The 26,985-nt window shown below is 47.1% G+C and carries 18 protein-coding genes and 1 riboswitch; of the genes, 13 read left to right on the top strand and 5 right to left on the bottom strand.

The genetic code is table 11. The annotated features are described in order from the left end of the window. Nucleotides 1-442: 442 nt before the first annotated feature. On the top strand, nt 443-5,668 hold the full coding sequence (locus tag MHH93_RS04850; RefSeq protein WP_500053043.1) for an S-layer homology domain-containing protein: 5,226 nt from the start codon (nt 443-445) through the stop codon (nt 5,666-5,668). A 176-nt stretch (nt 5,669-5,844) separates the two neighbouring features. On the opposite strand, the gene MHH93_RS04845 is transcribed toward MHH93_RS04850, so the two are convergent. After that, a complete protein-coding gene (locus MHH93_RS04845) occupies nt 5,845-6,405 on the bottom strand; it encodes an NAD(P)H oxidoreductase (protein WP_500053042.1) in 561 nt (186 codons plus the stop codon). Between the two features lie 187 nt (nt 6,406-6,592). On the opposite strand from MHH93_RS04845, the gene MHH93_RS04840 reads away from it, so the two are divergent. The 4 genes from MHH93_RS04840 (at nt 6,593) to MHH93_RS04825 (ending at nt 11,800) form a co-directional block, all read left to right on the top strand. Continuing rightward, complete coding sequence (locus MHH93_RS04840; protein ID WP_500053331.1) at nt 6,593-6,970, top strand: winged helix-turn-helix transcriptional regulator; 378 nt, start codon at nt 6,593-6,595, stop codon at nt 6,968-6,970. A 217-nt stretch (nt 6,971-7,187) separates the two neighbouring features. Next, nucleotides 7,188-9,023 (top strand): assimilatory sulfite reductase (NADPH) flavoprotein subunit, encoded by a 1,836-nt coding sequence (locus MHH93_RS04835; protein ID WP_500053041.1) that lies wholly within the window; start codon nt 7,188-7,190, stop codon nt 9,021-9,023. A gap of 56 nt (nt 9,024-9,079) precedes the next feature. Then, nucleotides 9,080-10,801 (top strand): assimilatory sulfite reductase (NADPH) hemoprotein subunit, encoded by a 1,722-nt coding sequence (gene cysI, locus MHH93_RS04830; protein ID WP_500053040.1) that lies wholly within the window; start codon nt 9,080-9,082, stop codon nt 10,799-10,801. 279 nt (nt 10,802-11,080) lie between these two features. After that, nucleotides 11,081-11,800, top strand: a complete 720-nt coding sequence (locus MHH93_RS04825; protein ID WP_500053330.1) for a YebC/PmpR family DNA-binding transcriptional regulator — start codon at nt 11,081-11,083, stop codon at nt 11,798-11,800. An 80-nt stretch (nt 11,801-11,880) separates the two neighbouring features. On the opposite strand, the gene MHH93_RS04820 is transcribed toward MHH93_RS04825, so the two are convergent. The 4 genes from MHH93_RS04820 to MHH93_RS04805 all read right to left on the bottom strand — a co-directional run bounded on the left by MHH93_RS04820 (nt 11,881) and on the right by MHH93_RS04805 (nt 14,933). After that, a complete protein-coding gene (locus MHH93_RS04820; protein ID WP_500053039.1) occupies nt 11,881-12,387 on the bottom strand; it encodes a DMT family transporter in 507 nt (168 codons plus the stop codon). A gap of 14 nt (nt 12,388-12,401) precedes the next feature. After that, a complete protein-coding gene (locus MHH93_RS04815; RefSeq protein WP_500053038.1) occupies nt 12,402-13,100 on the bottom strand; it encodes a Crp/Fnr family transcriptional regulator in 699 nt (232 codons plus the stop codon). A 42-nt stretch (nt 13,101-13,142) separates the two neighbouring features. Then, nucleotides 13,143-13,568: a DMT family transporter gene (locus MHH93_RS04810; protein WP_500053037.1), complete on the bottom strand. Its 426-nt coding sequence runs from the start codon at nt 13,566-13,568 to the stop codon at nt 13,143-13,145. A gap of 567 nt (nt 13,569-14,135) precedes the next feature. Beyond that, nucleotides 14,136-14,933: a Nif3-like dinuclear metal center hexameric protein gene (locus MHH93_RS04805; protein ID WP_500053036.1), complete on the bottom strand. Its 798-nt coding sequence runs from the start codon at nt 14,931-14,933 to the stop codon at nt 14,136-14,138. 404 nt (nt 14,934-15,337) lie between these two features. Here MHH93_RS04805 and MHH93_RS04800 point away from each other — a divergent pair, with 404 nt between their 5' ends. From MHH93_RS04800 to MHH93_RS04765, 8 genes are all read left to right on the top strand, one after another. Further along, the gene (locus MHH93_RS04800) at nt 15,338-15,934 is read left to right on the top strand and encodes a biliverdin-producing heme oxygenase (RefSeq protein ID WP_500053035.1); all 597 of its coding nucleotides are present in this window, start codon (nt 15,338-15,340) and stop codon (nt 15,932-15,934) included. A 71-nt stretch (nt 15,935-16,005) separates the two neighbouring features. After that, the gene (locus MHH93_RS04795) at nt 16,006-18,546 is read left to right on the top strand and encodes a diguanylate cyclase domain-containing protein (protein ID WP_500053034.1); all 2,541 of its coding nucleotides are present in this window, start codon (nt 16,006-16,008) and stop codon (nt 18,544-18,546) included. 209 nt (nt 18,547-18,755) lie between these two features. Continuing rightward, complete coding sequence (locus tag MHH93_RS04790; protein WP_500053033.1) at nt 18,756-20,333, top strand: TerB N-terminal domain-containing protein; 1,578 nt, start codon at nt 18,756-18,758, stop codon at nt 20,331-20,333. Nucleotides 20,334-20,339: 6 nt separating this feature from the next. Continuing rightward, nucleotides 20,340-21,683 carry an ATP-binding protein gene (locus MHH93_RS04785; protein WP_500053032.1) on the top strand — a complete coding sequence of 448 codons (1,344 nt, stop codon included), beginning with the start codon at nt 20,340-20,342 and terminating at the stop codon, nt 21,681-21,683. After that, on the top strand, nt 21,680-23,899 hold the full coding sequence (locus MHH93_RS04780) for a DEAD/DEAH box helicase (protein WP_500053031.1): 2,220 nt from the start codon (nt 21,680-21,682) through the stop codon (nt 23,897-23,899). Before MHH93_RS04785 ends, MHH93_RS04780 begins: the two co-directional genes overlap by 4 nt. Before the next feature lie 74 nt (nt 23,900-23,973). Continuing rightward, nucleotides 23,974-24,084, top strand: a riboswitch (purine riboswitch). 107 nt (nt 24,085-24,191) lie between these two features. Beyond that, nucleotides 24,192-25,151: an EamA family transporter gene (locus MHH93_RS04775; protein WP_440388645.1), complete on the top strand. Its 960-nt coding sequence runs from the start codon at nt 24,192-24,194 to the stop codon at nt 25,149-25,151. A gap of 206 nt (nt 25,152-25,357) precedes the next feature. Beyond that, entirely contained in the window at nt 25,358-25,783 is a 426-nt protein-coding gene (locus MHH93_RS04770; RefSeq protein ID WP_500053030.1) for a cupredoxin domain-containing protein, read from the top strand. 96 nt (nt 25,784-25,879) lie between these two features. Further along, nucleotides 25,880-26,902: an SDR family oxidoreductase gene (locus MHH93_RS04765; protein ID WP_500053029.1), complete on the top strand. Its 1,023-nt coding sequence runs from the start codon at nt 25,880-25,882 to the stop codon at nt 26,900-26,902. Nucleotides 26,903-26,985 lie beyond the last annotated feature (83 nt).

Genomic DNA, 26,985 nt, shown 5'->3' with positions numbered 1-26,985 from the left:
GGGTTGTTCAAAGGTCATGCACTAATAATACGAACGAACTTGCGAACAAGCTCGAACGACGAGAAAAGGCGCGAATTTTGCTTGCATAACAGGCAGAACTCGCGCCTTTTTTGTGTGGTTTTAACGAAAAATGTTTGAGTCGAATTCATAGTTGACAGCTTGAATAAGGCAATAATATAATTCAGGAAAGCGATTACATTTATATATTAAAAACCTGTTTCACTGCATAGGGGCAAGGAAGAGACGGTATTCCGTATGGGTATCATTGCACTTAGAAGGGAAGATGGGTCTTTTTTTGCACTCCAATGAAACCGGTTTCATTAAAATAAGGAGGTGGACCACGCTCTATACTGACCCCTGGCTTCTGAGGATAGGCTGATGAACAACACCTCGCTCTCAAGAACCATGCTTTCATCTTTCATGCCAAAGGAGAGAATGAACATTGGATAAACTCAGGAAACCCATGATATTCATGTTATCTGCAACACTTGCGCTGTCTTCAGGACCGTTGATGCTGCCGAGTAAGGCGTATGCCGATCTGGGCAGTATACCCGCTACGCTGCTGCAGGACGATTTTTCAGATGGGGAATACACGGAAGCACCCGCGTGGAACGTAAGCTCAGGCAACTGGGAAGTGATCGCGGACCCGACAGATGCGTCTAACTTCACACTTTTCCAGAGCGATACCAATGAAGGCATCATCTCTACTGGAGAATCCATGTCGGACATGACCGTGTCCATGCGCTTTTACACGGGAAACGGTCAAGGATATCCGGGAATATTGCCGCGGTTTCAGGATAAGAGCAACTTTTACTATTTTCAAATGCAGGTTCCTAATAATAAGCTCGTTTTCTCGAAAAGGGTGAACGGATCAGATACACCTTTGAAAACGGTGGATTATGCATTAGCCAAAGATACGTGGTACACACTCAAAATAGTGCTATCAGGTACCACCATTCGCGGGTATATCGTCGAAAACGGCTCCGACCGGTTGGTATTCGATCTGGTCGATCCTACATACGGGTCAGGTACCGTGGGCATTCGGAATAAGTGGCAATCGGTACATGTAGATGACGTGACCATTGCCGAGCGACCGCCGGAAAACGATATTCAGCTCTCTATTGCCGAGCAGACGGCGTCTTCGGTTTCCTTGCAATGGTCTGAACTCGCGGGTGCATCAGGCTATCGCCTGTATCGTTCCGCTACGCCTGAAGGTGGCTATTCCCTGGTAACCAACACCGGAACATTGGGGCACACGGATGAAGGATTAAGCGGGGATACGGTTTACTATTACAGGCTCGCCTATGAATACGGAGGATTAACCGAATCATTATGGACTGTTCCGCTGGAAGTTCGAACAACTGCGGCGGCACCACAGGCTCCGGCTGAATTAAAGGCTATAGCACTTAATACGACCAGCGTTCAGCTGTCTTGGTCCGCTGTGGATAAGGCGACTGGCTATCGCGTGGTTCGGGCTGAAGCTGGTAGTGAACAATACGAGCAGATCTATGAAGGGAAGGGACTCACTCATACAGATCAGGAGCTTGAGCCTGGCACCAGCTATAACTATCGCGTAAAGGCCTTCAATGCAGCTGGTGAATCAGCGGCCACTGTTGCGGAAGCCACGACATACGCCATTGATTCTCCTGCAACATTTACTGCGACGGCCGTGACGGATACATCAATCTCTCTAGGATGGAATGCCCTTACTGGATCTGATGTAACGTATACGCTCTCCAGGTCTACGAGTGCTACGGGTACGTATCAGCAGGTCTATAGTGGCAAAGAAAGCACGTTTAATGATAGTGGTCTGACGATGGGCACAGGATATTTTTACATCATTCAGGCGACTGTGGACGGCGTAACTTCTCCAGCATCCCCACCATTGGGTGCTGCCACGGTTCGCACAAGCATTACACCAGGGCAATTGTGGCCAGGTCTGGACGGGAAGCCAATTGATGCGCATGGGGCTGGTTTTTTCTACGATGAACAGACGGAGACCTATTACTGGTATGGCGAATATCATAAAGGCGGTTGGCCAGCTGTTGGTGTGCGTGTGTATTCTTCCAAGGATCTGATGAACTGGACAGACGAGGGCATGGCTCTAACGACACTTCAGTCCATGGATGATTTTGACAATGACCCGTTGATCTCCAGATTGTATGCGGGGCGTGAAGACCGCGTGGATATCTGGGCAGATATCCGCAAAGGACGGATCATTGAACGACCGAAGGTCATCTACAACGACAAAACAAAGAAATACGTGATGTGGGCCCACATGGACGGTGACAAGGACCCCTATAACGATAATGCGAATTACGGTAAGGCGAGGGCCGGTTATGCAATCAGCGACTCTCCAACTGGACCTTTTGTGTATCAGAAGAGTTACCGAATGGACAGAGCTCCGGAAGGGGAGAAAGATTATTTCCCAAGTGATAAGGGCATGGCACGTGACATGACATTGTTCAAGGATGATGACGGCACCGGTTATCTGATCTATTCCAGTGAAGAAAACCTGACGCTCTATATCTCCAAACTGAATGAAGACTACAGTGACGTAACAGGTTGGCATAAGGAAGGACGAACGGATGACAAAGGTAATCCGGTACGTGATTCCACCTATCAGGCCGAGTACGGCGTAGATTACGTGCGGGTGTTCCCTGGAGGGCAACGCGAAGCACCGGCAATGTTCAAGTATCAGGGAAAATATTATATTTTGACTTCCGGAGCTTCCGGCTGGGCCCCTAACGAAAACAAAGTGACGGCGGCGGATAACATTTTTGGCCCGTGGTCAACGCAGACCAATCCGTTCGTGCGCACGTTGCCAAGTGATCCCGATCCAGGCAAGGCATTTGGCACACAGACCACATCCGTCATTCCGGTCGATCCGGAAAAAGGCAAGTTCATTTACGTGGGGGATACGTGGAATGGTGGCAACTTCTCAAATGATGCTGCAAAATACGTGTTCTTGCCCATTGAGTTCGGTATAGGCTCCGACATTGCGATCAAGTGGTATAACAGTTGGACACCGGATCTGCTGAATTCGATGGGCAAGGTGGATATCGCTGATCCGTTGCCAGAAGCGGTAGCGCTTGGCAAAGTGCCATCTCTGCCAACCACATTGAATGTGCGCGATGGTGGTGAACTGGTGTCAACGCCAGCAGTATGGACCATTGATAACCGCGCCATGACGGCAGAAGATTTTGCTAAGCCAGGACCACTCACATTACAGGTAACGACACCGGAATATAACAACAAAAAACAGGCGGTTCGTGTAAACGTCATTCCAGAGAATACCCTATATTTTGTGAATAGCGGAGGGTACGAAACGGCTGATTACAATCTTATGGGTGCCTATATGAAAGGAACACTGGCCAACCCGGGAACGGCTGACCAGATGTACGCTCCGGCAGAGGGTCGCCATTGGGGGTATACCAGCGTAGATGCATTGGCATCCGGTTCAAACGGCGGAGATATATTCTCGACCGTACGTTATCTGAACGGTGGCAATGTCAGCAATTCACCTAAAGGCACGGACTTAACCTATAGATTTGATGTGCCGAATGGGACATACGATGTGTACGCTGGATTCAACGATCCGTGGACCAATGCATCGCGCAGAGCGAATCTAATCATCAATGGCACCAATACCGGTGCAGTTACGTTTACGCCTGCGAGCGTTAGAGCGCACAAAGGCATCAGCGTGTCGGACAACAAGCTAGAGTTGACCGTACGTAATACGGCATCACAGGACCCGATGATTAGTTGGATTATGATCGTTAAGCCTGATGCTACGCCACCTGTTAATGACAGTGCTGGTCTTAATGCAGATGCGGTGGATGCAACGAGTGCAACGCTTCACTGGGATGTTCATCTTGGTGCAGCAAGCTACAAGCTCTACCGCTCAGATCGTGAGCAGGGTGAGTACAAGGTGGTCTATAGCGGCAATGGACGGGAGTACACGGACAGTGAACTGAATCCCGACACCGAATATTATTATAAAGTGGAAGCTTTTGACGCGACGGGTCAACCCGTGAGAGGTGTATCTTCCGCTTATCAGGTGAATACGGCTCAGCAGACTGCTGCCGATATAGCTACAGGCATTACGACACTGGAGCAACCTTCCGCGGGTGCGAAAAACCTGAAGTTGCCATCCGTGCCGCAAGGTTTCACCGTGAAGATTGCTTCCAGTTCGGTACCGTCCGTCATTCAAACCGATGGAACGATTGTTCCACCATCGAAGGAAACAACAGTACTACTTGCGTTGGAAATTACTCGAATTTCTGACGACACCAGAGCCCTGACTGTACCGTTGACGGTGAAGGTACTTGCATCTGTTCCTTCCCCTGGAGGCACAGACCCTGGTTCGGGCGGTAATACTGGCGGCAATTCCGGAGGGAATTCAGGTAATGGCTCTGGCTCACGCAACAGTGGTGGACAATCAGGAAGTGGCAGCCCGAGTGCAGAGAATGCGGTACCTCGGCCTAAACCTGAGAAAGACCGTTCTGTTCTGGAGTTGCAGGCACAGCCTGACCAGAAGGGTGTAGTGCAATCCAACGTGGATGCTTCAACGATCAAAGATGCTTTTAAAGTTGCCCCCGTAACAGATGCAGGTCAGCGCTTGGTCGAACTTCGGTTGAAGCCAGTTTCGGGAGCAACAGCATATGAAGTATCTCTCCCTGCCTCTGTGTTGATAGCTCAGGATGAGTCTCATATTTTCAACATATCTACAGAGCTGGGCATGTTGGAGCTTCCTGCGACACTGTTAACGAAGGACATCGTTGCTGATGGGATAGCATCAATTCGATTGGTCAGAACAGAGTTACCAAAAACAGTCGCAGATCAGCTTGGCACGCCGTATGGAGTCCAGCTTGAACTTCAACTGGATGGTCGACCATGGCCATCGGAAAGCAAGTTGAACCTTCGTCTGCCTTACCAATTAACGCCAGATGCTCAGCAGGATCGGATTGTAGCATTTGCCATTGGCGCGAACGGCGTGGCAACGCCATTACCGCAAAGTTACTACGATTCGAACAGCAGGCAACTTGTATTTTCGGTAACGCCATCCACAGGAAATTATGCTGTTGTATCAGTGGAGCAGACATTCAAAGATCTTGCAGAAGTGGAGTGGGCCAAGAAAGCGATGGAGGCATTGGCTGTCCGAGGTGTGATTGATGCCAAGGCAAGTGATGATTCCAGAGAGTTGCATCCAAAACAGGAGATGACCCGAGGCCAATACATGCAATGGTTGATGACTGCGCTGGGCTTGAATGCTTCTTCCGGGAATGCGTTTACGGATGTAAACGAAAAGGCTCCGTATTACGAAGCAGTTAAAGCTGCGCGTTCTCTAGGTATTACCAGTGGTACCGGTGATGGGCGCTTCCTGCCAGAGTCCACGATCACTCGTCAGGAGATGATGACGTTGACAGTGAGGGCACTTGCAGCGGCTGGACTGATTGACTCCGAGAAGGCTCCTACAGATGACCTTACTCGCTTCCGTGATGCTTCCGAGATTCGTTCCTATGCCAGAGATAGTGTGGCGTTACTTGTCGATCTGGGCATCACACACGGGTACAACGGTGAGGTGAAACCACTTGCCAAAGCGACCCGAGCCGAATCGGCTACGATGTTATATGCGATGATGAGCAAGCTGGTATGGAATAAATGATGTTACACCAAAATCGTAGCGTGTGAAAAGGAAGGCTTACTCTGACCTGGAACTCAGGTTGGAGTGAGTCTTCTTGATTGTACGCCCCCAATGGGGGGAAGTAGGCTACTCAACGAATGAGTAACTTCCTATCTTATTCTTTTGCAGTTGTTAGTTGTACTATCAGTGAAGAGCTATTAATTGTAATGTTTGCCGATTTGATAGGCTTGCTCCAGCAAGCTCTCGATATGTTCTTTGGATTCTGAAATGGTTTCATAGAGGAATTCGACTCGGGATTCCTGCATTCTTGCATAGCCTGCAATCCCGTTATTCAGATAATTGGAGATCATGTTGTAATAGTCGTATTTATGGAATGAAGCCTCTGTCCCCCCGGCTAGTGCAATCCATAGGGCCTTTTTAGAGTTTGCCTTGTTGAGTAGCCCCATGTTCCATACCTTGTCCAAGTACGCTTTAAGCATGGAGGGAACGTTATACCACCAGATCGGGAAAACAAATACAATGGCATCAGCCGCAAGCACACGATCCAGCTCTTTGCGAATTACAGGGGCATGCTGTTTATCGGGATTTTGCCAGTCTCGCTCATCTTCTACGCCATATAATGGATCGAATCCGTCATGATATAGATCGAGGATATCGATTTCATGAGAATTCTCCTTCATACCTTCTATCAAACGATTCATTACGGCAAATGTTAAGGAATCCTGTCTTGGGTGAGTAACGACCAGTTTAACTTTCATGTAGGAGTAATCATCCTTTTGTCTTTTTTTTTGGTTAAACATTCTGACCAATGTTATTATAAGTTTCATGACATCTTATTGAGAAGTACGCACCTGAGAGTGCTGTAGATACCTTGAGGTTCTTCGGTTACTTTTAATAACGGGTATACATATATGGAAATGTGGGGGAGTACATGTGGAACAAGAAATGAAAAAATATGAGAGTGGTGTGCAGGCGATGCTGGAACTGATCGGTGGAAAATGGAGGATTCTTATTCTGCATCAGCTGATATCAGGTAAAAAACGAACAAGCGAACTTCGCAGGGCCATTCCTGGCATTACCCAGAAGGTCTTGACCCAGCAGCTTCGTGATTTGGAAAAGAATGAAATCATCCATCGAATTATTCATCCTGAGATTCCGCCCAAGGTAGAGTATGAACTGACCGAATATGGTCTGACACTACAGGACATCATTGATCGCATATGTCTGTGGGGAGAAAATCATTTGGACAGAGTATACGGAGATAAAAGCAGTGTGCTGGGAGATCATTTTAGTGACTATATTCCAGTTTCAACTTCAACTTGAGCTGACCGTGCAGTTAAAAATAAATCAAAACCGTCCTTGATTTGAAAAGGAGGGTTTTTGTTGTTTTTTGTCCTTTATCAGTGAAACTGATAAATGCTATAAAATCATTGAAATTGACCCTCAACACCCGGTGTGTTAGGTTTTAGAGAGAAAAATTAAATTAATATGATAATTTTAGTCGGAATTAAAATCGAAGCAATGCGCGAGGTGGCAAACAGTGGAACTTCAAGTGACAAACAGCCCTTTTAATCAAGAACAAGTTGAACTGCTTAATCGTCTTATTCCCACATTAACCGATGGACAACGGACTTGGTTGAGCGGATATATTGCAGCAATTCAGGCAAGCGCAACAATAGCGGCTCCAGCGAACCTGGTACAGGCTGCACCAACTACAGGTGTCGCACCAGTCAGTGCTCCGCCAGTATCCCGCGAAGTTACTGTGCTCTTCGGTTCACAAACCGGGAATTCCAGCGGCCTATCGAAGAAGCTGGCCAAGAAACTTGAAGAGCAAGGCCTTCAGGTAACGTTATCATCGATGGGAGATTTCAAACCGAACGGACTCAAGAAAATTGAAAATCTCCTCATCATCGTCAGTACGCATGGCGAAGGTGAACCACCGGATAATGCGATTCCGTTGCATGAATTCCTGAACAGCAAACGGGCTCCGAAGCTTGAAGGGCTTCGTTACTCGGTGTTGGCTCTTGGAGATACCTCTTATGAGTTCTTTTGTCAGACAGGTAAGGACTTCGATACACGATTGCAGGAGCTCGGTGGTACAGCCCTGGTACCGCGCGTGGACTGTGATGTTGATTTTGATGAACCGGCTGCGGAGTGGATGAATGAAGTGCTGGCATCCTTAAGTAGCACATCTGCTGCTGCGAGCACGGTAACTACTGAGGCTGTTACAGCTGCGGTGAGCGGCGGGGAATCCGAATATGATCGCACGAATCCGTTCAAGGCTGAAGTGCTGGAGAATCTCAATCTGAATGGCAGAGGATCGGACCGTGAAACACGCCATATTGAATTGTCCTTGGAAGGCTCCAGCCTGGATTACGAGCCTGGTGATAGCCTTGGGGTATTCCCTGAGAATCACCCGCGTCTTGTCGATGAATTGATTGCAGCCATGGGATGGAATGCAGATGAGCGCGTGACCGTGAATAAAAACGGGGATCAGGCATCTGTGTACGAAGCGTTGCTGCGTTATTTTGAAATTACAGCGGTGACGAAACCGGTCGTGGAACAACTTGCGAAACTGAATCCGGGGAGTGGCTTGACTGCGTTACTCGCAGATGATTCCGAATTCCGCACAGTCATGAATAGCTGTGATCTGCTGGATCTGGTTCATGATTATGATCTGAAAGGTATTACTGCTGCAGAATTTGTAGCTGTTCTTCGCAAAATTCCGGCACGTCTGTATTCGATAGCAAGTAGTTCGAAGTCTTTCCCGGATGAAGTTCATCTTACCGTACGTACGGTACGTTATGAAGCACGTGGCAGAGAACGTTACGGAGTATGCTCGGTACATCTCGCTGAACGTATCGAAGCTGGAGACACCTTGCCTGTATATATACAACATAACCCGAATTTCAAGCTTCCTGAGAACCCGGATACGCCGATCATCATGGTCGGCCCAGGTACAGGTGTAGCGCCGTTCAGATCATTCCTTGGTGAGCGTGAAGAAACAGGTGCAGAGGGCAAGACATGGCTGTTCTACGGAGATCAGCATTTCTCCACCGACTTCTTGTACCAGACGGAATGGCAGCGTTGGCTCAAAGATGGTGTGCTCACGAAGATGGATGTAGCCTTCTCACGTGATACGGAACAGAAGGTGTATGTACAACATCGTATGTTGGAACACAGCAAAGAACTGTACCAGTGGCTTCAGGAAGGTGCAAGCGTATATATCTGTGGTGATGAGAAAAAAATGGCACATGATGTGCATGCTGCACTCACCACGATTCTTGAACAAGAAGGTGGATTATCACCTGAGCAGGCATCAGAATATCTGACACGGTTGCAGCAGGAGAAACGTTATCAGCGGGACGTCTATTAATTATTACTGGCATAGCCGGATTGCACCATCCCGCAGAGACGAGAGGAGAAAGCAGTATGGCTTATAATAACTTACTTAACCCACAACGCACCAATAGCGATGTGGAAGATATAAAGATCAAAAGTGATTACTTGCGTGGAAGTCTGACCGAAACGTTGGCTGATCGCATCACGGGTGCAATTCCAGAGGACGACAATCGTCTGATGAAACACCACGGCAGTTATATGCAGGATGATCGTGACCTGCGTAATGAGCGTCACAAGTCCAAGCTGGAGCCAGCTTATCAATTCATGTTGCGTGTACGTGCTTCTGGTGGAATTGTAACCCCGGAGCAGTGGTTGATGATGGACAGCGTGGCACATAAATATGCGAATCAGACCATTCGTCTGACCACACGTCAGTCTTTCCAACTACATGGCGTACTGAAGTGGGATCTTAAGAACACCATTCGCGAAGTAAACGATTCGTTGCTAAGCACACTGGCTGCATGTGGGGACGTCAACCGTAACGTGATGTGTAACCCGAATCCGAATCAATCCGATGTGCATGCTGAAGTGTACGAGTGGGCATGTCAGGTGAGCAATCATCTGGACCCTCGCACACGGGCTTATCATGAGCTGTGGCTGGACGGCGAGAAAGTGATTGATTCGCAGGATTCCGACGAAGAAGTTGAACCGATCTATGGCAAAGTATACTTGCCACGTAAGTTCAAGATCGGTATTGCTGTACCACCATCCAATGATGTGGATGTCTATTCACAGGATCTTGGCTTTATTGCTATTGTGGAGAACGGTAAACTGCAAGGCTTTAACGTTTCCGTTGGCGGCGGCATGGGCATGTCTCACGGTGACGCCAAAACTTATCCTCAGGTGTCCAAAGTTATTGGTTTCTGCACACCGGAGCAAATGATTGATGTTGCAGAGAAAACAGTTATGATTCAGCGTGATTATGGAGATCGTGCCGTTCGTAAACATGCTCGTTTCAAATATACGCTGGATGATCGTGGTGTGGAGTGGTTTGTCGAGGAACTGACCAGCCGTCTGGGGTGGAAACTGGATGCGGCACGTTCGTATCATTTTGAGACGAATGGAGACCGGTATGGTTGGGTAAAAGGCAACAATGGCAGATGGCACTACACGCTGTTCATTCAGAATGGTCGTGTCAAGGATGTGGATGGATATCCTCTCATGACGGGTTTGCGTGAAATTGCCAAAGTGCATACGGGTGATTTCCGTCTGACTGCCAATCAAAACCTGATTATCGGTAATATTAGCAGCCAGAAAAAGAAAAAGATTGAAGCTCTGATTCAGCAATACAATCTGACCGATGGGGCACATTACTCTGCGCTGCGCAGAAGTTCGATGGCTTGTGTTGCGCTTCCGACCTGCGGCCTTGCGATGGCTGAGTCCGAACGTTACTTGCCGTCTCTGATCGACAAACTGGAACCAGTACTGGATGAAGCGGGCCTGAGAGATGAAGAGATTGTCATTCGTATGACAGGTTGCCCGAACGGATGTGCAAGACCGATGCTGGCGGAGATTTCATTTATCGGTAAAGCACCAGGTAAATACAACATGTATCTTGGTGGCAGCTTCACCGGGCATCGCTTGAATAAGCTGTACAAAGAAAACATTGGCGAAACCGAGATTCTTGAGACGTTGACGCCAATGGTGAACCAGTACGCCAGAGAGCGCAATGAAGGTGAACATTTCGGAGACTTTGTCATTCGTGCGGGTTATGTTCCTGAAGTGTTGGATGGTCGACAATTTCACGCTTAATTTAACGGGTATTAAGAATTAATGATAAGACTTATTTTGGGTAGAAGCATTCCTAATTGGGGTGCTTCTTCTTTTCTATTGAGGACTGGAATAAAGGTGTCCGTAGTTACTGAAGAGAGATAAATCAGCGGATAAACTATGGCTAAACTTCATAGAGAGATGGATAATCACCACAGTTACTACCAGTTTTTCGTAGGTATTAACTTGTTGAAGTACGCTCAACAAGATATAATGACATAGTAGAAAGCAGATTACATGTTGAAAGTGAGCGGAAACGATATGGGTCGTAAGTGGAATAATATCAAGGAAAAGAAAGCTTCAAAAGATGCAAACACGAGCCGGGTCTACGCTAAATTCGGCGTTGAGATCTATGTGGCTGCCAAGAAGGGCGAACCGGACCCGGAAGCGAACCGTGCACTGAAAGTCGTGCTGGAACGTGCCAAAACGTATAATGTACCCAAAGCCATTATTGATCGTGCAATGGAAAAAGCAAAAGGCAGCGGGGATGAGAACTATGAAGAGTTGCGTTACGAAGGCTTCGGACCGAACGGTGCGATGGTCATCGTTGATGCACTTACCAACAACGTCAATCGTACAGCGCCGGAAGTACGTTCTGCGTTTAACAAAAACGCTGGTAACATGGGTGTCAGCGGTTCTGTTGCTTACATGTTTGATCCTACAGCGGTAATCGGAGTAGAAGGCAAGAATTCCGAGGAAGTACTTGAACTTCTGCTTGAAGCAGACGTAGATGTACGTGATATCGTGGATGAAGACGAAGCGGTGATCGTATATGCAGAACCGGATCAATTCCACGCTGTACAAGAAGCATTCAAAGCAGCCGGTGTTACCGAGTTTACCGTAGCCGAGCTGACGATGCTTGCGCAAAACCATATTGAACTTCCAGAGGATGCACAAGCTCAGTTCGAGAAACTGATCGATGCACTTGAAGACCTTGAAGATGTTCAGCAGGTCTACCATAACGTAGAGTTTGCAGAGTAAGCTGCACGATACGTGGTTTGATTCCAAAAAAGAGTGTCTATCCAATCAGTGGGATTGGGAGACACTCTTTTTTTGTTATTTTAAGAGTTGGATTGCAGGGAGCCGGGCGACTTGTCAGATGTATCTGCCGGATCTGATTTATCCGATTTAGCCCCACCGAACTTAAACAACACAATTCCGCCGACAATGACAAGCACACCGAGCAATTGATTCCACGAGAAAGGAATTTGCTCCAGACCTAGCCACCCCATGGAATCGAATAGGAGTGCAAAGCTCAGTTGGGATGTCAGCACGATCGAGATGGCATAGGTGGGGCCAAGCAGCTTCATACCTTGTACGAGACAGAAGACTACACCAACGCCGATGGCTCCACTGATCCAATACCAGGGTTGCATATGCTGGAAGCTGAATGTATTCTTGCCTTCCACGAGCAGAGAGATGAGGAACGAAGCGATGAATCCGGTGAAAAGCACTAACGTTGTTGTGGACCAGGAACCGGTGCGCTCATTGACTTTGCTATTAAATATCGTTTGCAGACTGACAAGTGCTCCTGCCAGTAGTGCAAGCGAAATGCCTGTAATTAACATGGTTGTCGAACTCCTTATTCATAAATGTTATGACCTGCTATTTCGCGCAGACCTGCACGGTTCTTAATCATAATCAATCCCTGATGTCGTTCAATCAATTCGTCTGCACACAGTTTCTGAATCACCCGGTTGAGATGCCGATAACTGGTGCCGATCAGATTCGCGATGTCGGTCAGGTTGAACGCGTCCAGTTCTTCATGAACCACGTTGCCTGCTTCTTCTGTCGAGATGGAGAGCAGGTAGCTGGCCAGACGAACCTCCACCGGGTACATGAGGTTGAAATTGGAGAAGTTTGAGTCAATATAGAATTTGTGTGAGATAATTTTGAGCAAAAATTTAAGTAAAGGTGCATAGTCACTGGCAAGTTCAGCGAGCCAGTGATAGTGAATGCGAAGCATGATAACAGGTGACACGGTCTGAACCGTATTGACAATATCGCTTTCACGGACATACTCTATGTCTCCAACGACTTCAAGCGGTGTTTTGAAGCAAAGCACCAGCGTTTTATCCTGAGCGGAGGTGGTGAAAATCTTGATTTTACCCTCGACCAACACGTATAAATATTCGGAGGCTTCCCCTTCACGACAGATCAGTTCACACTTCTCGAAGTGGCATATCGTCATATGTGGGCGAAGAGGCTCGTGAAATACCCTTTCGAGTTGATATTGCTTCAGATAATGTAATAATAGTTGCTCATCATGAATTTCTTCCACGTTGTGTTCACCCCCGACGATGTTTTCCAATCACTCACATAGCTATAATTTCATAATGATGACACCTGTGATCATCAAGGCAATGCCCAGAAATTGAGGCAGTTTCATCTTTTGTTTCACCACGCCGAACCATCCATTACTATCCACCAGAAAAGTCAGGAACAGCTGAGCAATGAGCAGGGCTGAGATCGTGAACGTAACCCCAATTTGCTGAATGGCTGTCACTTCGCTGAAAATAATGACGGCGCCAAAAGCACCTCCAGCCAGGTACATGGGTTTTACTTGTTTGAGTCCTTGAAGGTTGGTGTCTCTAACGAACACTAGAATCAGCGCAGCTAATATGAATCCTGTCAGTTGTGTAATCGTAGCAGCCTGCCATGTGCCCATGTCGGTGCTAATCCGAGCATTGGCAACACCTTGGAGCGTGATACACGCGCCGCCCAGTAATGCAAAAATAATTCCTCTCATATGTACGCTCCTTATTCAATTACTTCGACTTCTATTTAATGATAAACTCACCCCAAACGCCAAGGACAAATGTCCTGAGCTTTGAAGTCACAGCATCTAGAGTACAATAAAGAACCAGGGAAATCCAGTTGGGGTATGAAGAGATGCGCGGTATATGTGCGGGAGTGCTCATTTTTAATGAGCATGATCTCTAACGAACCAGTGACACTTTATTGTATTACTTCAATTGAATTGAGAAATCTAAGGAACCTCAGCCACGTTAATTGGGCTCAGACAGGTAGGAAGGGTGGGTAAAGGAGGAAAAACGAAGGAATAGCGTGTCTACAATTTGTTACTTTTGAGAAATCGGTAAATATTCGCTAAATAGAGTGTGTCAGGTTCGTCAGCTATCTAAGAAGTTATCCTGAAAAGCTAGCCAAGGTAAAATGAAAGTCTGCCGACTCGACCCCGGAGTGCAGAACAGATGTACAGCTCCAGGGTAAGCTGGGCAATAAGATTCGGACCACTCAGCTAGAATTTCTCCATAACAATCCATTCCAGTCCATACTAATCCAATCAATCGTATGATCAGATCACAGTGTACACAGGCCGCTCGCCTACAAAATTAACGGACAGTTCTGTAAATTGTTTCGCCAACCTGTCTGCCAAAAGCTTCATTCCTGATGCCTCGCTTTCTGCATGCCCTAACATGATGAGTGCTTTGGACTTGCCTTGTTGCACGGCATCACGAATATACTCCGGTGTCTCCCATTCAAATCCTTCTCCCGCGATAATGAGATCCAGTTGTTTGTTCTGAATCAGGGGAATCGTCACAGGGCCATTGCCACGAAAACCTACCAGTACGGCTGCACGTGTACAGACTAAATCGGCATTACCTGCGACGCGTACATAATCGATCCCAAGGCAATTTTTCACATGGTGAGCAATAGCTTGCACGCTCTGTCCTTCCGGCAACGTAAGGATGTCTGCTTCAGCTTGTCGTTGCTCCACATAAGGGGACCACCCCAAGGCCTGTATCAGTCCTTCGGTAATACCATCCGGTTGGAAGCGATGGATGATATCATGACAGCGATAGATGGAAATGTCTGCTTCGTCAATTAACTTCCTTTTGTCTATATAAACAGGATCACTTGCGAGCCAGTCTGTATGGCTATGATGATTATAAAAGGGAGACTCATGCGCAATAATCAGATTAGCACCATGTTTGATGGCTTGTTCAATGACATAATGTGTCGGCATAAAAGCAAGGATAATACCTGTGACCTTACGATCAAGTGAGCCCGAAATAAGCTGATCAACCGTGTTTTCTGGCAATTCAATGTGTTCTGTGAGATGAAGTACAATGTCTTGAACAGTAAAGTTCATAGGATTCATTCCTCCAATGACAGGATATAACGTTAGTGTACCATGTTGACATCTGAAAGACAGATTAAACCATGAAAACAATTTCCAAGGAAAAAATGATTATGGATTTAAACTAATGCATCCGGATGTAAAGTGAGGTCATTTTACATCTTTAGGTTAAAATTGGTAGATAGAGTCGCCAAGTTAGTTAAGATAACAACGAAGGTATGTAATGACTGTATGCAGATGTTGGATTCATGTAGTTTTCTCTAACAAGAATAAGTATACTTACATAGAGTCTATGTCTGCGTTAAATAGAGCTGATTGCAGCGCAAGTCGTTTCTATTTTATAAAACGTTGAGATTCAATTGCGGATAAGCATTAATTTGCATATACAGAACAGATTGTGAAAGGGGATAACTACGATGACAGCAACAACGATTATGGAACGTCTGAAGAGCGAGACAGCTCATTACCACAGACAAGTAGAACAGAATCCCTATGCGAAAGCCATTATGAATCAAACTGTGACTATAGAAGAATATAGAACATATTTAGAGAAATTTTATGGATTCCTCAAACCGCTGGAAGATCAGGCTGTACAGCAGCCTTTTTGGGGAAGCACTGGATTGGATATTGAGATTAGAGGCAAAGCTGGATTACTGGAGAAGGATTTGCGCAATCTTGGTGCAAGTGAAGAGGAGATCGCCCAGCTTCCACTCTGTGAAGAGTTACCGGACATCTCAACACCTGCCCGCATGTTCGGGTACCTGTATGTGATTGAAGGGTCTACGAATGGTGGGCAGATCATGACCAAACGTTTGTCGCAATTCCTGCCGATTGAAGCGGATCGTGGATTGGAATATTTCAATGCCTATGGCACGGAGACGAGAACAAGGTGGAGCGAGTTTATGGGTTTGCTCCAGCAGTCCATCAGTACTCCAGAAGATCAGGACGACATGGTGAACAGCGCATCAGAGACTTTTCGACTGCTGGATCAATGGATTAATACGAACAAGTAACATACTGAATTATCAACCAAACGCCCGTGGGGTAGATTTTTTTATATTTTAGAAGGAGGATTTTTCTGGCCATGGCCGAACCGAAATCCAAGAAAGAACAAAATTTGTTGAACCGTACATTGCTTCAACAGGGAATATATACGAATGATCCGATTGATCTGAATAACTGCGAAAAAGAACCTATTCATATCCCTGGTTTTATTCAACCTCACGGTGTACTCCTTGCCATCAATACTAGTCATACGCCTACCATTGTTCAGTGCAGCCAAAACACCAAGGATCATCTGGGTATTGCCTGTGAGGACATTCTGGGTATGCCTTTGGAACATTTAATCGGCGAGGAACATGTAAGTAAATTGTTAAGTAGCAGCTTCAATGCAGATGTAACCTCTGACTTGCATTACATGGATCTGACCATTATGGTATCCGGGGAGGATCGGATTTTCTCCTCTGTTCTTCATGAAAGTGAAGGTCTGCTTATTCTGGAGATCGAGCCTTATTATGAAAAGGAAGATATGGAGACCACTGACTTTGAGTGGATATCCAGATTCTTTGGCCGGATCAAAAGTACAGACAGTCGCGTGGAAGCGAGTCAGATCGCTGCTGAACAGGTGAAGGAAATGCTCGGTTATGACCGGGTTATGATCTACGAGTTTGACGAGCAATGGAATGGTAAAGTAATTGCTGAAGCGCGTGAACAAGAACTCGAACCATTCCTGGGACATCACTACCCTGCTTCCGATATTCCCAAGCAGGCTCGCGAATTATATCTTCGTAATTGGTTGCGCACCATTGTGAATGTCAATTATAAACCTGTGGAGATTGTGCCTACATTGCAACCGCTCACTAACAAACCGCTGAATTTGAGTCTTTCGGTTCTGCGTAGCGTATCTCCTCTTCACATTGAATATTTGCAGAATATGGGTGTAGGTGCGACTGTTACAATCTCGCTCATTCACAATAATCAACTGTGGGGACTCATTACATGCCATCATTATTCGGCAAGATACGTACCCCATCGCGTTCGAAATCTCTGTAATTTCCTTGGAGCTTTTTTCTCCAATGAATTGTTCCAGCGCCAGCAGCTGGATGATTATCAATCGGAGATACAGTCCCGTGAAGCCGCTTCACGAATCGCCAACATTTTTATCGGAAACACAAGCCCTGCACGTGTCCTTGAGGAATTGCAGGAAGAAGGAGAGACCGTATTAAAACTGATGGGTGCTACAGGAGCGGCAATCTGTTACCAGGACAAGCTGTTATTGTATGGTGAAACCCCGAACAGCGGACAGATTCGTGAACTGGCAGGTTGGTTGGCTGGCAAGTCTGAGGATTATAGTTATTATACGTCGAAACTGAGTTTGGAATATGAAAGTTCCAAAGCTTATCAGGATAAGGCTTCCGGGGTTATTTATGTTGCCATTTCGCCTGGGCAGCATAACTACATGCTCTGGTTCCGACCAGAGGTCGTCAAGATTGTAGAGTGGGCGGGGGACCCAGCCAAAGCTGTGCTCAAGACGGATGACGGCATGCGAATGTCCCCTCGCAAATCATTTGAAAAATGGCGTGAGGTTGTGAAGGGAAGTTCATACCCATGGACTACCAAAGAGCTAAGTGTGTTACCTTTACTCAAAACCATTGTACGTCGGCAGACAGAAAACCAACTGGCTCAGGCAGAGGAGCAGGCGTTGCAGAACGCACGTATTTTGCGACAAAATGAACAGCGTTATCTGCAATTAATGGATTACTCGCCCGTGGCATTCTTTACTCTGACAGACAGTCAGATCATCTATTGTAATACGAAGGCTGCTGAATTACTTGGATTTGAAAGTTCCAAAAACCTGCTGGGTAAAGACTTCCAAGAATTAATACCAGACCAAACGAGAGTTACGTTGCAACAGAGCTTTGAGGAATTGGAGCACAACAACACAAGTTTGATTACCAGCCAGTCCTATTTCACAACAGCGGGGGGTACCTCATTGTTGCTTGAAGTAACACTTGCTTCTGTTACACATGCAGGTAAACCTTCTGTAATGGTGCTACTGCACCGTGGAGCTTCTCACCATGAGCAAAACCATTATTCTGAAACGGCAAGTCAACTGCAGAGCTATCTAACCACGGACCCATTAACGGATATGCCGATTCAGACGGTATTCAAGTCGCAGCTTCAGGATGACTGGGATGACTGTATGCAGAATGAATGCACGTTGGGATTGCTTATCATAGATATTGATGATTTCCGTTCGTATAATGCAGCATACGGTCTTCAGGGTGGCGACTTGTGTCTGCAATGGATCGGTGAAGTACTTACCGTCGTTAGCGAACAACATGAAGCCCAGATTTCCCGTCTTCGTGGTGGAACATTCATGCTGAAGCTGAAGAGCACAACATCTGAATTCGCTGCGGAACTTGCGGAAGAGATTCGACAGCATGTTCTGGCACTTCAAATTCAACGAGAATCATCAGGCCCAAGTGGAGTCGTTACGGTTAGTGTTGGAGGTGCAGTGCTGGTACCGGATGAACGGAATGATGTGTCCGACCTGATTGAAAAAGCGAGTCGCGCGCTGGCTCAAGCAAAAAGTGAAGGGAAGAATAGAGCCATTGTTGGTTGATTACGCCTAAGCAGCGTTCGTTTTGACCAAGATTTAATCACTGGATGACAAACTTAAATAGACTTGATGAAAGAGGGCAGCGATGCCTTCTTTTTTTGTGTTCAAGAATGTCTAAATTTCGTCACCGCAGACACAGGACAAGTGATATAATGATCCCTATGGATACACCTGTTCGTATTCTGTCTTGGAGGAGGATGAGATAACGTTCTATGAAAGACGATTCAAGACAACTGGAATTTATGGAGATAGATCTGAGTGAAGAAGCGGAGACAGCAGCGGTTCCGGTTCCTGATCGATCAACCATTGTGCAGTCTTCACATCATACGATGCAGCATCGTGGGGGCGTACTGTCCTCGGAGGCACGTTTTGTGGAGGAAGCAAAGCAATGGGCAGATGTGGAGGGGGATGTCTCTCCCTGGGTACCCTTTATGAGTTATTGGCCAACGTATGGTGTGATGAACGAAGCCCAGCGCAAGTGGTATTTGTATTGGAGGAAAGAAGTTCGTCAGGGGAGATATCCAGATACCGATCTGTCCTATCTATTTGTTCATATCTATGAGTTGATTAACGGCATTGGCTGGCAGAATCCCCAGGAGGGGTATGATCAATTAAAGCAGCTATGGATGAACTACCGTGAGCGGCTTCCTCAATTAAATATTTATATGCAAGAGTGGATGGTCGATTATGTGTTGGTCCATGAGATGGAGACGTCATTATCCGAGATTATGGGCCTTTCGGGCGGTTATCTGCCAGCAGAGATGCTTGATATGGAGCTGCAACGTATTTTACAGGATAAAGTCTCGGTTATTTCGCTGAATATGCTGCAGAGATACTACGATTACGATATTACACTCAGTAAGTTCTATAGAGATGGCGGCAAAGAAGTGATGGAGCAGTACATCCCACAGGTCATGGCTTTGGTTCATTCGTACCTGGAACGTACACGAGAAGTTGGACTGTTGCCAGTGTTTCAACCCAATGATGAACGCACGGTGGAGCGCATATTGTTTCGCAAAGCGGTCTATGATGATTCGATCTATGGAAGATCGGTATCATTCAGATATATGCCCATTGGTGAACAGGCTGAATTTGTTCAGATGGTTACTCGGATCTATCGATGTACTGAAAATAAACTTCGTGAACTGCTGGGATTCAGAGGCCGATTGCGTGGACAAACATTAGAGCCCGAACTTGCGAATCTGATTGAACGATACCTGGTCAAAGCATACGCGACCGAGCAGGCTGAGGCTGTGGAACAACCGGTGATCCGTATTGATACGGAAAAATTGGCATCGTTACAGCAGGAAAGTGAGTACGTGCGATTGGCACTTACAATTGAGGATGATCACCCTTCTGAAGTGAAGGATGCCGAGGTTTATAACGCAAATGTTACAAGTAAACCAGTCGACGCACTGGAAGCAAGGGATGAGATCACGCCAACAGAAGATTCCATGCAGCAGGACCTGTCGATAACAGAGATTGCATTAGAAGGTTCAACAGCATCAATTGGGTTGCAATGGGACGTGAGTGCAGAGGCTGATTTGGATGAAGAATGGCTGCTCTTTGCCAAGGAACTATCCCCTCAGCAGGTGCAAACGATCCATGTTCTGCTTGGTGCAAGTCCGGATACGGAACTGATGCGTCTGGCTGAGCAATACGGAACGATGCCTACGCTTCTGCTGGATGAAATTAATGATGTGGCTATGGAGACGATCGGTGATCTTCTAATTGATGGTGATCGGATTGTTCCTGATTATATAGATGTGTTCGAACATGTGAAGAGGTGATACGCAGTGACAGAACTTAAAATACCGAAGCGGCTGACCACCGCACTTGTAAATTCATTGACAGCTGGTGTTGTCCCGCGCATAGGACTGGAGCAGATTGCTGTTGGTAGGAAACCGGAAGTGGAAGCCATCTTGCGAGATATGGACAATATTGCGGAGGGTGGCGCAGCGTTCAAACTCATTACGGGCCGTTACGGGAGCGGTAAAAGCTTTCTTTTGCAGATGATTCGCAACTATGCGATGGACCGTGATTTCGTAGTGGCAGATGCCGATCTGTCGCCAGAGCGACGATTGGTGGGTACCAAAGGCCAGGGACTTGCGACATATCGCGAACTGATGACTCGTCTGTCCACACGTACCCGCCCGGATGGGGGGGCGTTGGAGCCGATTTTGCAAAAATGGATCGCAGGGCTACAACAATCCACGATGCAGAGTCAGAACCTGCGCCCGGATGATCCGGCTCTGCCGCTGGAAGTAGAGAAGCAGATCTATGCGGTGACAGGGGAGATGCAGAATCTGGTTCACGGCTTTGATTTTGCCAAAGTACTGGCCTCCTACTGGAATGGGTACAAACTAGCTGACGATGATCGTAAACAGGCGGCACTGCGCTGGCTCCGGGGAGAATTTGCAACCAAAACGGAAGCAAAAAAAGAACTGGCTGTCGGCGTGATCATTGACGATGACAACTGGTATGACTACTTCAAATTGTGGTCTGAATTCACAGCGCGCATTGGTTACAAAGGATTGCTGTTGTTCATTGATGAAGCGGTGAATCTGTACAAAATTACAAATAGTGTATCCCGTCAAAGCAACTATGAGAAATTGCTGACCATGTTTAATGATACGATGCAGGGCAAGGCGGAGCATCTGGGCATATTCGTGGGCGGTACGCCGCAATTTGTGGAGGATGAACGGCGCGGACTATACAGCTATGAAGCGCTTCGCTCCAGGCTTATTGATGGTCGTTATGCAGCCAAAGCGTATGCGAATTATACAGGCCCGATTCTGAAGCTGGCGATGTTATCGCATGAAGAGATTCTAATTTTACTCCAGAAGCTTCTGCAGATTCATGCCCTGCATTTTGGATACAGTGCAAGTCTGACGGATGAACAATTGGTTGATTTTATGCAAACGGCGGTGAACCGACTCGGGGCGGATGAATTGCTGACGACACGTGAAGTGGTACGGGACTTTATGGATGTACTGCATACGCTCCATCAGAATCCGGAAGTGACTTATGCGCAATTACTTGGTGAACGGGCTGCCATACCTCAGGAAACGGGTAAAAGGGCAGATGCTTCCGCAAATACGGATGATCTGGACGACTTTCTGGCGGAGTTTGAATTATGAGTGATAATCCATTCTATCGGCTGGCGCCATTCGTGCAGGAATTTATATATAAAAAAAGATGGGAATCGCTTCGGCCTGCTCAGATTGAGGCTTGCAATATCTGTTTTCATACCCCGCATCATATGCTGATTGCGGCAGGCACGGCCTCCGGCAAAACGGAGGCGGCTTTTTTTCCTGCATTGACCGAGCTGCATGAACGGCCTTCCAAATCAGTGGGCATTCTGTACATTGGGCCTTTGAAAGCCCTGATTAACGACCAATTCGAACGTCTTAAGGATCTGCTAACGGAAGGAAATATTCCAGTTTGGCATTGGCATGGGGATGTGCCGCAGGCGGAGAAAACAAAACTGATGAAAAATCCGTCTGGTGTGCTTCAGATTACGCCAGAATCGCTGGAAGGACTGCTCATGAATCGACCGAATGCGATCCCGGCGCTGTTTCATGATCTGCGCTATGTCATCATTGATGAGGTACATGCCTTCATGGGAGCGGATCGGGGGATTCAAGTACTCAGCGAGCTTGCCAGAATCGAGCGTATGGCTGGCTGTGCACCACGAAGAGTTGGATTGTCGGCTACACTTAGTGACTATGATGCGGCTACATCTTGGCTTGCTGCCGGAACACAGCAGGGAGTGGATGTGGTCTCTTCTCCAGGTGGTCGCAAGCTGCGACTGAGGGTGGAACATTTCTCTTTTCCAGATGCACAGGACGAGGAGCAGGCGGAGCAGCTTCATAACGCACGCAAAGCGTACTATGACTTCATCTATGAGAGTACACATCGCAAAAAAGCGTTGATCTTCACGAACAGCCGCACCGATGCAGAAGTCACTATTCTTGAGATGCGGCGGGTCGCTGCTCGCAGACAGGAACGTGATGTGTTCCATGTACATCATGGAAGTATCTCCGCCATGCTGAGGGAGGAAACGGAAGCCGCCCTCCGTACTGGATCAGGCCCCGCAGTTGCCGCGGCAACGGTCACGCTTGAACTGGGCATCGACCTGGGTGAGCTGGAACGTGTGGTTCAGCTCGGTGCACCGTATAGTGCATCCAGCTTTGTACAGCGTCTGGGACGTTCGGGGAGACGCGAGGATATGGCATCAGAGATGCTTTTTGTATGTCCGGAGGAAGAGGACGAAGAAGCACAATTACCTGCTCGTATGCCGTGGACGTTGATGCGTGCGATTGCTGTTATTGAACTATATGTGAAAACCAAATGGGTCGAACCGCTTGAAGCTCGTAAAATGCCTATAGGTGTGCTCTACCATCAGACGATGAGTATGCTGAAAAGTATGGGGGAGGCGGAGCCGAGAGAACTTGCTGAAGCTATTCTTTCCTTGGCTCCTTTTGCATTGATTAGACCTGATCAATATCAGGCATTCCTGAATTACCTCATTGAGACGGATCACTTGCAATGGACAGAGGATCGCACCTTGATTATCGGTCTGACTGGTGAGAAAATCGTGAACAATTATCGCTTCTACGCGGTGTTTAAGGACGATGAGGAACATAAAGTGTTGAACGGCTCGGAAGAAATTGGTTCGATTACAACCGTACCCCCACCTGGTTATTGCTTCTCGCTCGCAGGTAAACTGTGGAAAGTGGAAGAGGTCGATCACAAGCACAAGGCTGTGTATGTGAAGTCTGCGAAAGGTAAAGTGGATACGTTATGGCTTGGAGCGGGAGGAGATATTCACACAACGGTAGTACAGAAAATGCGTGAGGTATTATCCGATTCAATCATTTATCCGTATCTGTCTCCACAAGCCGTCAATCGACTGGAACGGGCACGACGGCTCGCTCGTGAAAGTGGACTGTTGAAGCAGGTTGTGATTCCGGCAGGGGGAGATTCCATGTATGTTCTTCCTTGGGTGGGGAGTAAATCATTCCGAACATTGGAGCGAATGATGAAGCATAATCTGTCAGGCAAACTGGCCTTGCGTTCGGTTGTGCCCATGGAGCCATATTATTTTGTAGTGTCTGGCAAGGTTGATGAACGAACCTTGTTAGCCGAGATTATGAGTGAGTGTCGCACGGCTGAAGATGCATCTGCGCTACTGGCTGAAGATGAAGCACCTTATCTGGGCAAGTATGATGAATTTGTCGCGCCGCCTTTGATCCGTGAGGCTTTTGCCGTAGATGGGCTGGACCTTGAGGGGTTGAAAGCAGGTTTGCAGCAAACATTGGAGTGGGATTCCTCAGGCTCCAATCGAACATGACTTTTTATACGGAATAGGGTTGACACCATCTCACCTCCCATGTAATATATGAAAAGTCGTCACACACGAATTACATCAAATTGCATATATCATTTCGTATAACCTCGCAGGCCGAAAGTGTACACAGGGCGAGGGTCTCTACGGGAAGCCTATACTTCCTAACTACGATGCCAAGGAATCCATGTATTCCTTGCTCGTAGTTAGGATTTTTTGCATTTGTATGGTGTCTGTGACCTTGGCATGAACCAATCATGCAGGCGTATTTTCTTATCATCAGGAGGTCTATTCACAAATGAAATATTATCTGTCCGTTCTCGCGGGAGCGATGAGCTATGGCATATTATCCACGATTGTGGTTCTGGCGTATGGCGAAGGGTATAAACTTGGAGAGGTTGTGGGAACACAGCTGATTACAGGTTTTCTTCTTTCCTGGATGCTGGCGCTATACACAAGATTTAGAACAAAACGTCAATCACAGGCAAATGGCAAAGCGTCAGGAGCCGTGGCACAGGTATTCAAACGGTTGACGTGGAAACAACGTCTGTTATTGATGGCTGCCGGAACACCAACGGTAATTACAGGTCTCGTCTATTATCAGTCTTTGCGTTACATTCCGGCTTCACTTGCCATTATCCTGCTGTTCCAGTTCACATGGATTAGCGTATTGATTCAGGCAATAAGCAAACGTCAACGTCCAGATAAAGTCACATTCCTGACGTTGATCATTCTGTTTGGCGGAACTTTGCTGGCAGCGGGTTTCCTGGAACAAGGATTGGGTGAGTTCAATGGGCTGGGTATTGCTCTTGGACTAATGGCAGCCGTAAGTTACTCTCTGTTCGTATTGTTCAGCGGTAAAGCGGTTCCTTCAGCACATCCTGCCTTCCGAAGTGCGTGGATGGTTACAGGCGGATTGATTCTGCTGTGCATTTTGTTCCCGCCGACATTCCTCTTTAACGGCTTGATCTGGAGCCAGTTGCTCGTATTTGGATTACTGCTTGGATTCTTCGGGGCATTTATTCCACCGGTACTGTTCGCTATCGGCGTTCCGCATATTGGAGGCGATATGGCCGGAATCCTTGGTGCAGTGGAGCTTCCAATCGCAGTACTGTTATCCTCTATCGTGCTCCATGAGCATGTCAGCGGACTGCAATGGATTGGAGTTATCATTGTGCTCATCGGTGTTGCCCTGCCAGAGTTGTACAAATTACGAATGAGAAGAAGTCGTAGTCGAAGTAAACCAATCTATTCCTGATCCAGACGAAAAGGGATATTGCGGAGCATGAACGGGAATACCCGTAGAGAAGCCTGAGAAATCAGGCTTTTTTTATTGAAGTAACAGTGTTCAACCACAATAGCCCAGAGGGGTCATTTTCATTGTCATGCGAATCAGGTATGCTTAATGAATAGATCCGTCTTCGGATTGAATAATGGATAGGACATCGAATGAGGAGTGTTTAGATGAAGAGCTGGTTAGGAAAAACATGGCCCTGGTTGACGCTGGGTCTGACCGTTGTTGTATTGCTTGGATCATTTTTAGTTTATTTTATGGGCAAAGATGTATCCCCGGGATCGGGAAGTGCGGTTACTGCACAAGCCGAGACTCCGGAGGATCTGAAGGGATATGAAGTCATTGATGTGGACGTAAGTAACGATGGTTTTGGACCAGACGTTATTGAGGTGAAAGCTGGCGTACCGACCAAAATTAACTTTATTCTGACCCGGTCGGTGACACATGTGAAATCTGTCGGATCTCAGAAGCTTGGTATGGATCTATACATGCAGAAGGGACCTAATTATTATACGGTCGACAAAGATCTGCCCAAGGGAGAATACGAGATTCACTGCGGGATGTACATGATATACGCCACGATTAAGGTTGTCTAAGCATAAGGAGCATGGTTTCGGGTCACCGAGCTTTGCTCCTTTTTTTGGTGCGTGATATCATGGGAAAGTGGGTAAAATCGATCAGGAGGTGGCGAAATGAAAGCGCTATTTATTGGAGGGACAGGCACCATCAGTACGGCCATTACGGAGATGCTTGCTCAGCAGGGGTGCGAACTTTATTTGCTTAATCGGGGCAATCGGAACGATGAGTTACCTGCCGAAGTCAACGTTCTTCAAGCGGATATTAATGACGAAGCACGTGTAGCGGAACTGATTGCTGATCTGGAATTTGATGTTGTGGCAGACTTTATCGCCTTTGTACCGTCTCAATTGGAGAGAGATTACCGTTTGTTCAAGGATAAAACGAAGCAGTTTATTTTTATAAGTTCAGCATCAGCGTATCAGACACCTCTGGCAGATTACCGGATTACGGAAGGCACACCTTTATCGAATCCGTACTGGGAGTATTCGCGCAACAAGATTGCCTGTGAAGACTATCTGATGAAACAATACCGCGAGCACGGATTTCCAGTGACCATCGTGCGTCCGAGCCATACGTATGGCGACAAATCTGTACCTCTCGGTGTTCATGGTGCTCAAGGCAGCTGGCAGGTTCTCAAGCGCATACGTGAGGGCAAACCTGTTATCATCCATGGAGATGGAACCTCACTGTGGACCATTACGCACAATACTGATTTTGCCAAAGGCTTTATCGGGCTTATGGGCAACATCCATGCAATTGGTGAATCAGTACATATCACCTCGGACGAATCCGTCACCTGGAATCAGATTCATGAGATTATTGCCGGCGTGTTGGGAGTTAAGCTTCATGCGGTACATGTCCCCTCCGAATTCTTGGCAGCATGCAGTGACCAGGATCTTCGCGGCGGTTTGCTGGGAGACAAAGCCAATACCGTTGTGTTTGACAACAGTAAGCTGAAACGGCTTGTTCCGGAATTTGTAGCAACGACAAGAGCGGACCAGGGCATTCGAAGTACGATTGAATACATTCTGGCCCATCCTGAATTACAGACCGAAGATCCGGAATTTGATGGCTGGTGTGACAAGGTCGTTGGTGCGTTGGATGAAGCGTTATTGAAGATCAGAGATGAGAAATGAGAAGTAAGGCATTCATGATCAACTGTTTACATTCATGAGCTGAATCGTTATAATCAAGAAAAAATGACACTTGTTAGGGGAGG

Origin of the sequence: Priestia sp. FSL H7-0729, assembly GCF_038005685.1 — a bacterium.
Lineage (GTDB): Bacteria > Bacillota > Bacilli > Paenibacillales > Paenibacillaceae > Paenibacillus.
This window is presented reverse-complemented; position numbering and strand designations above follow the sequence as displayed.